Annotated in this window: 15 protein-coding genes; 13 read left to right on the top strand and 2 right to left on the bottom strand. The window is 45.1% G+C overall.

Translation table 11 applies throughout. The features are described 5' to 3' along the window. The first annotated feature begins 15 nt into the window (after positions 1-15). The 8 genes from QF049_RS16770 (at position 16) to QF049_RS16735 (ending at position 5,864) form a co-directional block, all read left to right on the top strand. A complete protein-coding gene (locus QF049_RS16770; RefSeq protein WP_017690080.1) occupies positions 16-501 on the top strand; it encodes a MogA/MoaB family molybdenum cofactor biosynthesis protein in 486 nt (161 codons plus the stop codon). Between the two features lie 209 nt (positions 502-710). Further along, positions 711-959 (top strand): twin-arginine translocase TatA/TatE family subunit, encoded by a 249-nt coding sequence (tatA, locus tag QF049_RS16765; protein ID WP_036611264.1) that lies wholly within the window; start codon positions 711-713, stop codon positions 957-959. A gap of 78 nt (positions 960-1,037) precedes the next feature. Continuing rightward, positions 1,038-1,820, top strand: a complete 783-nt coding sequence (gene tatC / locus QF049_RS16760) for a twin-arginine translocase subunit TatC (RefSeq protein WP_307539014.1) — start codon at positions 1,038-1,040, stop codon at positions 1,818-1,820. Between the two features lie 473 nt (positions 1,821-2,293). Beyond that, positions 2,294-2,575 carry a co-chaperone GroES gene (gene groES, locus QF049_RS16755; RefSeq protein WP_017690077.1) on the top strand — a complete coding sequence of 94 codons (282 nt, stop codon included), beginning with the start codon at positions 2,294-2,296 and terminating at the stop codon, positions 2,573-2,575. 73 nt (positions 2,576-2,648) lie between these two features. Further along, positions 2,649-4,283, top strand: coding sequence for a chaperonin GroEL (gene groL / locus QF049_RS16750; RefSeq protein WP_036611259.1), 1,635 nt, complete (start codon positions 2,649-2,651; stop codon positions 4,281-4,283). Positions 4,284-4,803: 520 nt separating this feature from the next. Then, the gene (locus QF049_RS16745; protein ID WP_307539012.1) at positions 4,804-5,025 is read left to right on the top strand and encodes a hypothetical protein; all 222 of its coding nucleotides are present in this window, start codon (positions 4,804-4,806) and stop codon (positions 5,023-5,025) included. 122 nt (positions 5,026-5,147) lie between these two features. Continuing rightward, positions 5,148-5,384 (top strand): hypothetical protein, encoded by a 237-nt coding sequence (locus QF049_RS16740; protein WP_150366569.1) that lies wholly within the window; start codon positions 5,148-5,150, stop codon positions 5,382-5,384. Positions 5,385-5,516: 132 nt separating this feature from the next. Then, positions 5,517-5,864 carry a hypothetical protein gene (locus QF049_RS16735; RefSeq protein ID WP_307539008.1) on the top strand — a complete coding sequence of 116 codons (348 nt, stop codon included), beginning with the start codon at positions 5,517-5,519 and terminating at the stop codon, positions 5,862-5,864. 126 nt (positions 5,865-5,990) lie between these two features. Here QF049_RS16735 and QF049_RS16730 read toward each other — a convergent pair whose 3' ends face one another. Both QF049_RS16730 and lacZ read right to left on the bottom strand, forming a co-directional pair. Continuing rightward, positions 5,991-6,677 (bottom strand): hypothetical protein, encoded by a 687-nt coding sequence (locus QF049_RS16730; protein WP_307539007.1) that lies wholly within the window; start codon positions 6,675-6,677, stop codon positions 5,991-5,993. Between the two features lie 152 nt (positions 6,678-6,829). Further along, a complete protein-coding gene (gene lacZ, locus QF049_RS16725) occupies positions 6,830-9,949 on the bottom strand; it encodes a beta-galactosidase, LacZ type (RefSeq protein WP_307539004.1) in 3,120 nt (1,039 codons plus the stop codon). A 93-nt stretch (positions 9,950-10,042) separates the two neighbouring features. Between lacZ and QF049_RS16720 the strand changes: the two genes are divergently transcribed. The 5 genes from QF049_RS16720 (at position 10,043) to QF049_RS16700 (ending at position 13,944) form a co-directional block, all read left to right on the top strand. Then, a complete protein-coding gene (locus tag QF049_RS16720) occupies positions 10,043-10,909 on the top strand; it encodes a helix-turn-helix transcriptional regulator (protein WP_307539001.1) in 867 nt (288 codons plus the stop codon). Positions 10,910-11,149: 240 nt separating this feature from the next. Continuing rightward, complete coding sequence (locus QF049_RS16715; protein ID WP_307539000.1) at positions 11,150-12,085, top strand: helix-turn-helix domain-containing protein; 936 nt, start codon at positions 11,150-11,152, stop codon at positions 12,083-12,085. A 27-nt stretch (positions 12,086-12,112) separates the two neighbouring features. Continuing rightward, complete coding sequence (locus QF049_RS16710; RefSeq protein ID WP_091033740.1) at positions 12,113-12,601, top strand: DinB family protein; 489 nt, start codon at positions 12,113-12,115, stop codon at positions 12,599-12,601. 189 nt (positions 12,602-12,790) lie between these two features. Then, entirely contained in the window at positions 12,791-13,078 is a 288-nt protein-coding gene (locus QF049_RS16705) for a hypothetical protein (RefSeq protein ID WP_091015368.1), read from the top strand. A 134-nt stretch (positions 13,079-13,212) separates the two neighbouring features. After that, positions 13,213-13,944, top strand: a complete 732-nt coding sequence (locus QF049_RS16700) for an MORN repeat-containing protein (protein ID WP_307538998.1) — start codon at positions 13,213-13,215, stop codon at positions 13,942-13,944. The last annotated feature ends 9 nt before the right edge of the window (positions 13,945-13,953 follow it).

Here is a 13,953-nt window from a genome sequence, read left to right as displayed (position 1 = left end):
AGAAGGGTGATCTTTATGGTGTGGAGAACAGCAATCCTGACAGCCAGTGACAAAGGAGCCCGCGGGGAACGTGAGGATACGAGTGCACAAGTCATTCGGGAGCTGGTGGAAGAAGAGCTGGGTGGTCAAATCGTGGAGTACCGTATCGTTCCGGATGAACCCGATGAGATTATTGCGGCTTTGATTGAGATGACGGATTATTTTCACGCCGATCTGGTGCTGACTACCGGTGGCACGGAGCTGGCCATTCGTGATATTACTCCGGAAGCGACCCGGCGCGTAATTGAGCGGGAAGTTCCCGGGATGGCAGAGGCCATGCGGTACAGTGTAATGAGCAAAAACCGTTCTGCAATGCTGTTCCGTGGGGTATGTGGCATTCGTGGACGCACGCTGATTGTTAATCTGCCAGGTACACCAAAGGGTGTGCACGAACATCTGGCGGCCATTATGGATCAGCTTCCGGAAGCGCTGCTGATGGTTACGGGTCAGTTCAAGCAATAATCGAGCACGGACTCTGGGGCAAGATATCCGATTAGCCATGAACCGGTGTTAGATTGTTATAGTGACATCTCTTATTTGTGAATTTTGCGGGTTATGTAAGTGGTTACATCTATGGTATGATGGGCTTAAATTAAGAACGCAGCAGAGACATCTATGAACATCTGGCCGAGTATGCGCATCTTCGAAGCTTGAGACGAGGAGGATTATCAATGTTAAGTTCCATTGGACCAACGGGTTTTATTTTGCTGGCCGTGATTGCATTGTTGTTGTTTGGACCCAACAAACTTCCGGAACTGGGACGTGCAGTTGGGCGTACCTTCCGTGAATTCAAAGAGGGCGCTCGCGAGATTATCTCTGAGGATGACTCGTCCAATCGCAAAGAGCAGGAGAAAGCGAAACCGCTGGCGGCTGAGAGCACACCTGCAGACAAGCCTGCTGATAAACGCCTGCCGGAATAATCTTGACGGCAATGAAAGAGAAATCCCTTCCTGCCGGAAGGGTTTTGTATTTTAAGCTGGCAATAATGGGGGGCAGGCATGACGCAGCAAATGGAAGAAATGTCGATTACGGAACATCTGAGTGAGCTGCGGAAGCGGCTGATCTACGTATTAAGTATTTTTGTGCTGGGACTTGTTGCAGGATTTTTTGTGGCGGACCCGGTATACCAATATCTGACCAAGGCAGAGTCGGCAAAAGGTTTTGTATTGCATGCCTTCTCGTTTTGGGACGGGATTGGCATCTACATGAAGATTGCAGGGCTGTTTTCACTTATAATTACACTTCCATTTACGGTGTATCAGATCTGGAAGTTTGTTAGTCCAGGGCTAAAGCCGCGCGAACGAAAAGCGACGCTGAAGTATGTGCCCTATGTGTTTCTCTTATTTCTGACAGGAATGGCTTTCTCGTATTATGTTATTTTTCCAATGGCACTTGCCTTCACAACAGCGATTACGGAGAAGATGGGACTTGTGGAGACCTACGGGATGAAGCAGTATTTCAGCTTCTTGTTTGGGATCGTGCTGCCTGTGTCCCTGTTATTCGAACTTCCATTACTTATTATGTTTCTGACAGGACTGCGGATTCTGAATCCAATTCGCCTTCGCAAGATGCGCAGAGTTGCTTATTTTGTTCTGATCTTCATTGCAGTGGTTATTACACCTCCAGACTTTATATCCGATCTGCTGGTGATGATTCCCTTGCTCCTGTTATATGAGATCAGTGTGTTATTATCCGCAATCGTATATCGCAAGCAGCTTGCAGCCGATGAAGAGATCGAATCCCGCTATGTTCGTGCCGAGGATAAGAAACATGCGGGCTAGAACAATAAGTTGATATGAAAATGGAACAGAGGATATCTCATTCATTGTGGTGTAAGACTGGTATGTGTGTGGATGAGGATGATCTGTAATGTGCCCGGAAAAGACGGTCTGTTCTTATCCGGGCTATTGTTGTAGATTGTTCTCCTGTAAGCAAGGACAAGCAGGCATATTATGCTCAACAATGGATACAATGGGAAAGGGGCTGTCTGCTAAGCGTTGCAGAAGGGCTAAACAATTTCGTAGAATAAGATTAGTGAATTGCAACATAGAACCAGGCACAGCGGGTGTAATTTGGCTATGTTTGTGTAAATTCAACGTAAATTCTCGCAGGAATTCGTCAAAAGGACTTGAAATCATGCTTCAAGTTGAGTATCATAAAGTTGGTTGTTAGCACTGAACACTGTCGAGTGCTAATACATATGGCTACAACCTACAATGTAACGTTATATAATTTCAAAAGGAGGCTATTTTTCATGATCAGACCTTTAGGTGAACGCGTATTGGTAGAACCACTGGAGCAAGAACAAACAACTTCTTTCGGGATCGTACTCCCGGACTCCGCCAAAGAAAAACCGCAAGAGGGTAGAATCATTGCAGTTGGTGCTGGAGTATTGAAAGACGGCGTACGTGTAGCTCTGGAAGTGAAAGAAGGAGATCGCGTTATTTTCTCCAAATATGCCGGTACAGAAATCAAATTCGAAGGTAAAGAATATTTGATTATGAAAGAAAGCGATATTCACGCGATTCTCGACTAATTCAAATTTAATCGGATAACCGAACCATATAGCAGTACCATTTTCCAACAAAAACTAGGGAGGTTTTCTTAACATGGCTAAAGACATTAAATTCAGTGAAGACGCTCGTCGCTCCATGCTTCGTGGTGTGGATGCATTGGCTAATGCAGTAAAAGTAACACTCGGTCCTAAAGGCCGTAACGTGGTTCTGGAGAAAAAATTCGGAAGCCCGCTCATCACTAACGATGGTGTAACCATTGCTAAAGAAATCGAACTGGAAGATGCATTCGAGAACATGGGTGCACAACTGGTTAAAGAAGTAGCAACGAAAACCAACGATGTTGCCGGTGACGGTACTACAACAGCAACTGTATTGGCGCAAGCGCTGATCACAGAAGGTCTGAAAAACGTAACTGCAGGCGCTAGCCCAATCGGTATCCGTAAAGGGATCGACAAAGCGGTTAAAGCTGCGGTTGCTGAATTGCAATCCATCTCCAAACCAATCGATTCCAAACAATCCATCGCACAAGTTGCAGCAATCTCTGCAGCTGACGAAGAAGTAGGCGAACTGATCGCTGAAGCTATGGAAAAAGTAGGTAAAGATGGCGTAATCACAGTAGAAGAATCCAAAGGATTCGCTACAGAGCTTGAAGTGGTTGAAGGTATGCAATTCGACCGTGGATACATCTCCCCTTACATGATCACTGATACGGACAAAATGGAAGCTGTTTTGGACAATCCGTACATCTTGATCACAGACAAAAAAATCTCCAGCACGCAAGATATCTTGCCATTGCTTGAGAAAATCGTTCAACAAGGCAAACCGCTGGTATTGATCGCTGAAGATATCGAAGGCGAAGCACTGGCTATGCTGGTTGTGAACAAATTGCGTGGTACATTCAATGCTGTAGCTGTTAAAGCTCCAGGATTCGGTGACCGTCGTAAAGCAATGCTGCAAGACATCGCTGCCCTCACTGGTGGCCAATTGATCACGGAAGAACTGGGTCTGGACCTGAAATCCGCTGTTGTGGAACAACTGGGTACAGCTCGTCAAATCCGTGTAACAAAAGAAAACACAATCATCGTTGACGGTGCTGGTAACAAATCCGATATCGATGCACGTGTTAGCCAAATCCGTACACAACTGGAAGAAACAACTTCCGAGTTCGACAAAGAGAAACTGCAAGAGCGTCTGGCTAAATTGTCCGGCGGTGTAGCAGTAATCAAAGTTGGTGCGGCTACTGAAACAGAATTGAAAGAACGCAAACTTCGCATCGAAGATGCCCTGAACGCAACTCGCGCAGCGGTTGAAGAAGGTATCGTATCCGGTGGTGGTACAGCGCTCATGAACGTATATAGCGCGGTTGCGGCTGTAGCTCTGTCTGGTGACGAGCAAACAGGCGTAAACATCGTCCTGCGTGCTCTGGAAGCACCAATCCGCACAATCGCAGCTAACGCTGGCGAAGAAGGTTCCGTAATCGTGGAACGTCTGAAAAAAGAACAAACAGGCATCGGCTTCAACGCTGCAACTGGCGAGTGGGTTAACATGATCGAAGCAGGTATCGTTGACCCTGCGAAAGTAACTCGTTATGCATTGCAAAACGCTGCTTCCGTAGCAGCAATGTTCTTGACTACTGAAGCGGTTATCGCTGACAAACCGGAACCAGCAGGTGCTGGTGGCGGAATGCCTGACATGGGCGGTATGGGTGGAATGGGCGGCATGATGTAATAAAGGTGTAAAAACCTTTAAAGCATCATGTGCCTGGCAGAGTGAATTATCGTTACGATGTGACGATAATTTGTGAAGCAGTCACTGTTACAAATTATAAATAATACAAAGACCACTTCTTAATATCTATTTAAGGAGTGGTCTTTTGTATTGTTGAATATTTTCATAATCAAAGTCACTAGTGTGGAGAACTTCATTTTCTCTTTTGTAGTGTTGCCATATATATATGCTTCCTATTGCATAGGGAATATTTGCAGTTGTATGATGAAAGTTAGTATCAAGAGTTATGGAGGACATATATCATGAAACATATTAGAAAAATGATATTAGCAGTTTTGGTGTCTACTGCTGTTATCATCTTAATTTATAATTTCACTTCCAATTCTGAAGGAAGATTCGTAAAAGCAAATGAACCTATAAGTACTCCATCAACTCCATTAACAGTAATTAATAATGAGGATTTCGCAGGTACTGCTAACACGCATCGGTTTGATATTCCGGCAGGATTTAGTTATGTAAAGTGGCTTTTAAAAACACGGGTTCGAAACACTTCACATTTACGATCAATGAAGGATCTACTAGTGGAACCGCGATAACGTCTGGCAGTGTTCCAGCAGATGGAAAAGAGCATACATATTTTATTGACAAAGCGTTGTCGGCTGGTGGGTATTATGTGAGCACCTCTTCTGCACAAGGGATGTCGGGCATACTGGATGTGTCTCTTGGAACTAAAGTTAATTAAAGATTCGGGAATTCGCTCTAAATGCAGATTTGAAGCCCTAAGATTGAAAACTCGTTCCTATGGTTTCGTATGTACTGTGATACATAGAGAGCTTATCAGTAACGACTTGAGGAGGAAATGATTTGAGAAAGGGTACAAAGTGGGTATTATGGATTCTGGGCTTGATGCTAGCTGCAATATTTATCAACTTTTTTATGAATTTATATAGCTTTGCTTATGCACTGATTACCGTGCTTTTACTTGCCTTTATGGGATGGGGATTCTTAGCAAAGTTAAAGAACGACGTTCGGCAGCATGAAGACCATCATAGAAGAGAGCACGAGTCTGCGATCGATGACATTGATCGATATACAAGATAGGTAACACATACATGATTTTTCACACGTAACCCAGCTTAGCTCTGATCTGATAATCTAGCCAATTGGTTTATCAGCCGTTTTTCGAGATTGATTTTTCAATTTATGGTTATTTTATTATATTGGAGGGATTTTATGAAATTATTTAAATTGCCATTGATTCTTTGTACTATATTACTTTTATCTATTGTCTCAGCTTGTAGTGCGGATGATAGGCTACACGGAAAGAGCGATAACTGGGATGTGTCTCTTCAGAGATCAACAGGGAACTATAGTATTACTTATATAGGTGATGAAAAGCGTATAAAGGATTTTGTGTTTGACCTTACCGGCAGTAATATAGACCAACAGGGGAAAGCGCTGGAAGAGCAAGAGGTTCCGTTCAGTATGTCGGGTACGGTTACTGAGGCGGAGAAAACGAAAGACCCGATTACCTTTAAAATGAGTTGGAACAATCAAAGCGAGACTGTAACTTTTGAGTAACTCTCGCATGGTGGAGGCGTTCATCATTGGTTTGTTGGCAAACACTGAATCATTCCTATAGTACATACCACACGTTAGGCCGTTCCTTCATGGAGCGGCCTTTTTACCTTTTTGCACACTCGCATCTTATTTCGCAACAGTTATTTCAAAAGTAGAGTGATCATGAACCTGTACGCTGAAGCGATATTCCAATCCGTTGCGAATAGTCACTCCATCAAAATCAGGCTGATTCACATCGCGATCCAATAGACGCATATCCTGAATGACATCTTGTGCATCTTTATACGAGTACTCACTATTGGTTGTGAGAATGAGTGTGGCGATAGCAGTCAAAAAAATTCCACCTGTTGGTTTACGCGTATCACCAGTTCCATATAACCTGATTTCCTGTACGCTCTCATCCGCATTCACTACACCAACCAAGCGCAATTCATCATTGAATACATACTCGAAAGTACCAGTGCCCTGCTCGGAAGAGTCTTTCATATCCAAGCGGGTAATACTCAAACCATTCAGTCGGTATTTGCCCACGGCGCCATTAAACTTGTTTTTAAATTCATCGGTAGTCATGTGGAGGCCCGAAAGTTTAATCTGGGGTGAAGGGGTCTGATCTATTTCAGACTGAGTAGAGTTCGAAGATAAATTCAGCATCCCATATAAACCTGTTGAAGCAATCGCAAAAAAGGCCGTCGTTAGAAAAATAAATCTGATCGGCAACCTATTACCTTTGCGAATAGATAAGATCATCCCAACAACAAATACCAAGAAAGCGATAAAGCCAAGAATGAAGAGAGTGGTAAACAGATATTGCAAATTCTCACCTCGTAATAGAGTAATAGCTGGTAAAGATCTTTTCTTGCACCTCATTCATTATAATGTTCCCATGGAAAACTTCAAACTCTCACTACTCACTGCCCCAACAAAAAAAGCACTGCTGGCATACTGCCAGCAGTGCTTGCTTGGTGTTATACAGGTCTTACCGTAAAGGTGAAGTGATACGCGCGGTTGGCTGGTAAGGTGTATTCAGCGTGGGTACGTGCGCCCCAGCTGTCATCTCCGCCAACACCCATTTGTTTGTAATTGATGCGTGCGACAGTCTGTGTGCTCTGAGGTAATTTGTACACATGGTCGTTTACTTCCAGTTCCTCCGGTGTCCACGGCAACGCGTTAATTTCAAATGGTATGGTGGCTTCAACATGAAGGCCAAGCTGACCATCCGTTGACGTAATTTCGGCAAAGCGTACATCCGTTTTGTTACCACACTCTTGTGGTTTCAGATATGGAACAAATTGATCTCGAACCGCACCTGTGTAATAACCGAGACGTGCACTGGTCAGACGATCTGCGTAGTTGTCATGCGGACCTCTGCCGTACCAGGATATCGTATCCAGGCTGCTATTCAGTTGCAGCAGCATACCAAATTCCGGTAGATCGGGTAGGCCCTCGCCTGGAATAAGAGTTTGGCTGATTTCGAGCACGCCATCCGGACTAATTCGGTACATAATAGACAGCGTACATCCCGGATGTTGATCCCACGTATAATCGCTCGTCACTAGAATGCCTTGCTCGTCTGTATGGTGCTCAAAGCGAATTAATCTGCTGGTAGCGTGAGCATCTCTCCAGAAGGCAGAACGCTCATTCAGGCGGTTCCCCATATCATTGTCTGTCATGGCTCTCCAGAAATTTGGCCGGACAGGTGCGAGCAATTGCTCCTGATTGTTGATCTGATAGGACGTTAACGCGCCAGTAGCTGGATTGAAGCTCAATGTTACTTTATACGTTGCCACTCTAAGTTCATCTTGCAGATTCTGAACATGTAGCGCATTGCCTTGCCCTTGTTGTACCGATTGGATTGGACGCAATCGCGGAGATACCACGAACTGATCCCAGGCAATTTCGTGACCTATTACTGCCCATTTGGTTGCAACTTTCGTAACCAGAGATACAGTCAGCACCGCTTCCTGGAACAGATCGGACGATGGCGTGTACGGGATTCGGACTTCAACCGATTCGCCAGGAGGTACCGCGATATCCAACGTGCCGTTCTCTACAGACTTGCCATCGTGAGTTACTGTCCATACGAGCGAATATTCGCTCAGATCCGTGAACAGGAACTGGTTTTTGATACGAAGCAGGCCGTCTTTCACATCAACGGTTTCCATACGAACGTTCTGATAACATTTCTTCACTTCTTCCAGCTTCGGTGTAACTGTCTTATCGGCCAGAATCAGTCCGTTCCCGCAGAAATTGCCATCATGAGGAGATTCACCGAAATCTCCGCCATAAGCAAAATATTCTACACCGTCCGCCGTAGTGGTACGAATGGACTGATCGACCCAGTCCCAGATAAATGCACCTTGCAACACATCATATTTATCGAACAACTCCCAATACAGATGTAGACCTCCACAGGAGTTACCCATGGCATGGCTGTATTCGCAGATAATATAAGGCTTCTTAGGTCCCTTCATGCGCGCGTATTGCTCCACATCTTGTGGACTGATATACATCGTCGATTCAATATCACTTGCCGAATCAGAAGGGCGATAATGGAAGGTGCCCTCATAATGAACGAGACGGGTTGGATCGACTTGTTTCAGATAATCGTACATAGCGATGAAGTTATCGCCCCCGAAGGACTCATTACCCAGAGACCAGATAATAACAGACGGATGGTTTTTGTCCCGCTGGAACATTGAGTTACAGCGATCTATTACGTTACTACGCCATTCCGGCTTGCTCGCGGGAATATTGTTCTCGTTCATTTCCTTTTGCCCATAATCCCAGGTGCCGTGAGTCTCCAGATTCGTTTCGTCAATGACATAGAGGCCATATTCATCACACAGTTCGTACCAGAGTGACTGATTCGGATAATGGGATGTGCGCACGGCGTTAACGTTATAGGACTTCATCAACTCGATGTCACGGATCATGTCTTCCCGCCCAATGGCTCGACCCTTATCCGGGGAAAATTCATGACGATTCACGCCTTTGAACACAATGCGTTTGCCGTTGATTTGCATCAGGCCGTCCTTCAGTTCAAACTTGCGGAATCCGATCCGGCTGCGGACCACTTCCAGTGTTTCGCCTGATTCGTCCTGAATGGACAGTACAAGTGTATACAGATGAGGGGTCTCGGCGCTCCATAGAAGCGGCTTCATAACCTCTGCTGACAACTGGAATGAAAGTTCATCCTCACCCTGGAAAGTAACCGCCGCAGTAAGTGGTTGCTTCAGTACAGTCTGCTGTTGTGCATCATAGAGCTGTGCCTGAACGGACAATCCGGCAGTAGTCTGCACCGCATTATGATTAAATAACTTCAAATCCAGCAGTAGCTCCGCATCCTGATAGGCATCATCAAGTTCAGTGCGAACAAAGAAATCGGCGATCTGAACCGGTGAAGGTGAGTGCAGGTATACACCACGGAATATGCCGCTTAACCGCCAGAAATCCTGATTCTCCAGCCAGCTCGCATCACACCAGCGATATACCTCTACAGCCAGTTTGTTCTCACCTTCGGTCAGATACGGTGTGATATCAAATTCTGCGGGCGTGAATGTGTCTTCACTATAACCGACGAGTTCCCCGTTGACCCATACATAGAAGGCAGATTCAACGCCCTCAAAGTGCAGCAGGACAGGCCGGTCTTTCCAGTCCGCAGGAACAGTAAACGTGCGGATGTACGAACCCACCGGATTATAAGTTGTTGGTGCAAATGGTGGCTTCAATTCAGGCTCACGCTCGACCCACGGATACGTCATATTTGTATAGTGGGGATAATCGTAACCTTGCAGCTGCCAGTTGGAAGGAACAGCGATCTCGTCCCAGTCACTGGCATCATAGTTGTTCTCATAAAAGGATGCAATCCGTTGCTCCGGTGTCTCCGCAAAGGCAAACTTCCACGGACCGTTCAGTGATTCGTACCATGGCGATGCGCTGGATTCATTGGATAACGCTTCTGCTACAGATGGAAACGCTACCATAGACGCATGTGCGGGTAGACGGCCTACTTGAAAAGTCTCGGGATTGTTGTTCCATTCCGGGTATCCATTTGCCGGAGGGGTGTGTACCAGTTTCTTTCGCATAACAGCAACTCCTTCTGAAATGTTATAATATTGTCATTATAGAATTGAATGATGACTTAGAGAATAAAGAATATTGCCCATATATATCACAATATGAAACTAACGATGAAGAAAGTGGTGTACTGGATGGATACCCGGATTTTTTTTGGTAAAACAGAAGAAGCTGCTCGCCTGCCGATCTATATGACGACGGTTGGTTACTGGGAACACCAATATGAAACCGAGCGTCCAGAGGGATTCCCGGATTATCAGATCCACCAGATTATTCATGGTCAGGGGAGACTGATTATACAAGACGAAGAGTATATCGTCGGACCGGGTGACGTTTTCTTTCTGTATCCCGATGTCCCGCATCGATATATGCCCATCAGTGACCGCTGGGAGCTGGCTTGGGTCTCGTTTCAGGGGAGAGAAGCCAGCCAGTTATTATCTTATGCGGGGATAACCGGTTCACGCGTATGCAGACTCAGGACAGCCACGCTGCTGCATGGCCTGGAGCAACTTCTGGTTAGAGGAGAGAATGGCGGTGATACGGATTACGCAGATTACGATGTTGAATGCTCCAAACAATTATATGCCCTGCTGCTGGATCTGAAGCCACTGCTCATCGCATCCGCCAATTATAATGATGAACTGGAGCGCTTGAAGCCTGTGCTGCGTTATATCGCAGAGCATCTGGATCGTTCACTTTCGCTGAAGGAACTGGCCGATGTGGCTGTGGTATCTCCCCAATATTTGTGCAGGCTGTTTCAGAAGGCGCTCCATATCAGACCTGTATTTTACGTGAACCAGGAACGGATCAATCGGAGCAAACAACTTATGTTCAGTGAGAGAGAGCTTCGAATATATGAAGTTGCTGATCGGGTGGGTTACGAGAACGCCAGTTATTTCTGTGCGATGTTCAAAAGGCATACAGGCATGAGTCCAGAGCGTTTTCGCAAACTGCACGGACTGAATTGAAAGTCTGAATCTTGTTCTTTATTTTGAATTTTGATCTGTTATTCATCCCAATTTCAGTTTTTATTAAGGTTGGGAAGGTAAGATAAGCCTTGTAAACCCCTTCTCGTGTTAAATAGATGTGTGACTGGCCCTATCGGATTGTCCTCCGGTAGGGCACTTTTTTTCTTCATTTCTTCGGTTGGTGGTATGATAGATGAATACATATTGTGTAACCAACTCTAGTGACCGGAGGATGGAATTGTGGATCATAGTCTGCACCCGTTGTTTAAGCCGATTCAGATGAATGGAACGTACCCTAACAGTTATTATGTTGAGAAAATACCTGCTGCCGGTCTGATGGCTTATGTGGCCTGTTATTGGGAATCTGGATCTCTTCCGAACTCGCATGCGGATGTTACTTCGGGAGAAGATCGAGAGCCATCGGTGATGACTGTGCCTGCTCGGGTATTGCCGGATGGTTGCACGGATATGCTGATTACATACGACCCGGTCTGTTCAGAGCACTCCTATGCTTACTGTGGCAATTATACACTGCCGTTCGCTCTACCTGAGCCAACCGTTCATGGTCCTCCTGCTGGAGACTACACCTTTGGTGTCCGGTTCTTCCCGGGTGGAGCGCATGTCTTCCACGGCATGCCTCTGGAGTGGTTTACGGATAAGCGAATTACACTTCAGGAATGTTGGCCGGAGAAGCTGAACGAGCTTCAGGAACGGATGGCTAAAACGAATAGTTTTGCAGAGCGAGTAGAGGTTATGAATGCGTACTTGAATCCGTTGCCCGTACAGGCAAGCACATCTGAGAACAATTTGATGAAAAACGTGTTGCACCGCATCTTTATAGATGGGGGACGTATGAGTGTCCAAGAGCTGGCGATGCGTGAAGTGATCAGTGAACGGCAGTTGCATCGCAAGTTCTCGGAATGGGTCGGAATCAGCCCCAAGCGATTCAGTGAGGTGGTTCGTTTTCATCGTGTGCTGAGTGATATTCATCAGGGGAACACGGCAGACTGGGCAATGCTTGCCCAGAATCATGGATTTTTCGACCAAGCCCATCTAATTCGGCAATTTCGCAAGTTTTATGGAGAGACTCCGTTGACAGCGGCCAGGGAACATGGCAGAATGTTGTCCGATTTGTACAATAGATCGGTAGCACCTTCGGTTATACTGAAGTCGTGAGAATAAAAGATAAGGGAGACATCATATATGAATGGAACATTACAGATTCGGGATCATTTGTTGAATGAATTGGAAACAGGCGTACGGACGGGGGCTTCGTTAATTCGCTTGATCCGTTCGGAGGATTGGTCTTATCGTCCACAGGAGAATATGCGTTCATTGGTGGAACTAGTGCATCATTTTATCCAGATTACCGCATCTGATCTTGCCATTATGCAGGAAAAAGGTGAAGCTGAGGTTGGGCTGGTAGAGAATAGCCTATCGGGGATTGAGGATATCGAGAAGCTTGAAGCAACGTTATGGAGCAATTTCGAATCCTACAAAGCCTATATCACGGGATTGAGCGAAGATGACTTTTTGAATCGTTCAACGAAAGCTTTTTATATGGAACATGGTCACTTGCAGGTTCAATGGCAGATTGAAACGGTAACGCATGTATTCCATCACCGTTCGCAGCTGTATAACTATCTCAAGCAGCAGGGCCATGAACTGAACTTTTTCATGCTGTATGCGTAATTAAACCTGTAATATTAAAGTAAGCTTAGTTAGCTCCACCGGATGGTCCGGTGGGGCTTTTTTTGCGTACATTCGTCTATCAATCTATGAAGTCTATTAAAATTGGACATTATGACGCTGGTAATTCACCGTTGCTTTAATAGATTTCAAGCATAGAATACCGTATCAAAGCAAAAGGAGGTGATTTCAATGGCCATCCTTTTACCACAACAGTTTTATAATTTGGCAGCAGGTGTGGGCAAATCCTACTATGAGAATTTGGCTGGGGGCACTAATGCCAGTATCACGGTTAACAACTTTGGTCCGTTTGCAGTTGAGTTGGTTGTTACTCGCGTGAATGCACCTGTCATCACGTATTTAATTCCTGCCGGCAACAGCCTTACACTGTCTGTACACTTGCTGCTCGTAGCTGCCTTATTGACTAGTGCAGCTGGTGCTTCAACAGGTACGATTCAAGTGGCAACATCTGATTTCTAATTGTTGTTGCGGGTCCAATTGACCTCTGTCGGACATCTTGTCGACGGGGGTCTTCTTTTTTTATGTGGAACCTTCTGGATTGAAAGTGATATTATACTAGAGTCTTATTATTTGATTAATAGGTTGTTATAAGAATGAATTTCTTATACAGCGAGAGAAAGGGAGATTTGATGTTTAGAAAGATGTTCATCTGTATTTTGGGGATAACCTTAGGATTGTCTGCAATCCTGGCACCACATGTTGCTCAGGCGGCGAATGAAAAGACCACTCTGGAGTATGGCAATGGGGCTACATATTATGGAGAGACCAAAAATGGAAAACCTCACGGAAATGGAACCATGACCTGGGGGAAAACCAAAACCTACAAAGGAAGCTGGGCACAGGGGAAACGTTCGGGACACGGCGTATATAAAGTTATAACACGCGGAGAGGACAGTATTACAGAGTCCAAGTATGATGGGAACTGGAAGAGTGACAAGAAAGATGGTCAAGGTAAACTTGAGACAAAAGAAACATCTCTGGATGGTGTGATGTTAAGAATGCGTGTTCAGAGCGGGACATTTGCCAAAAATGAGTGGGTAACTGGTTATGATGTTCAGCATGCGGCAGTAGCGGATCCTCCATATTTGTTTGCTTACAAAGATTCGAAAATGAGTCTTAAAATCATGGGAGATGCCGGAAATATTTTGAATGGATTGAAGAATAACTACTTCTTCTCGTTTACATATCAAAAGGGAAAAGTATATAAAAGTGTTGGTGTTGGAGATGAGTACAATCCTAAGCGATTTAGTTCTTTTATAAAAAGCATAGAAAAAGAGATCAAGCCTCACATTAATCAATTCGAGAGATTGGCTAAGCAATTATAAGTGTTATTA

The organism is Paenibacillus sp. W4I10 (assembly GCF_030816325.1).
GTDB lineage: Bacteria > Bacillota > Bacilli > Paenibacillales > Paenibacillaceae > Paenibacillus > Paenibacillus amylolyticus_B.
Note: the sequence above shows the minus strand (reverse complement) of the source record. Positions and strands in the feature narration are given on the sequence as shown.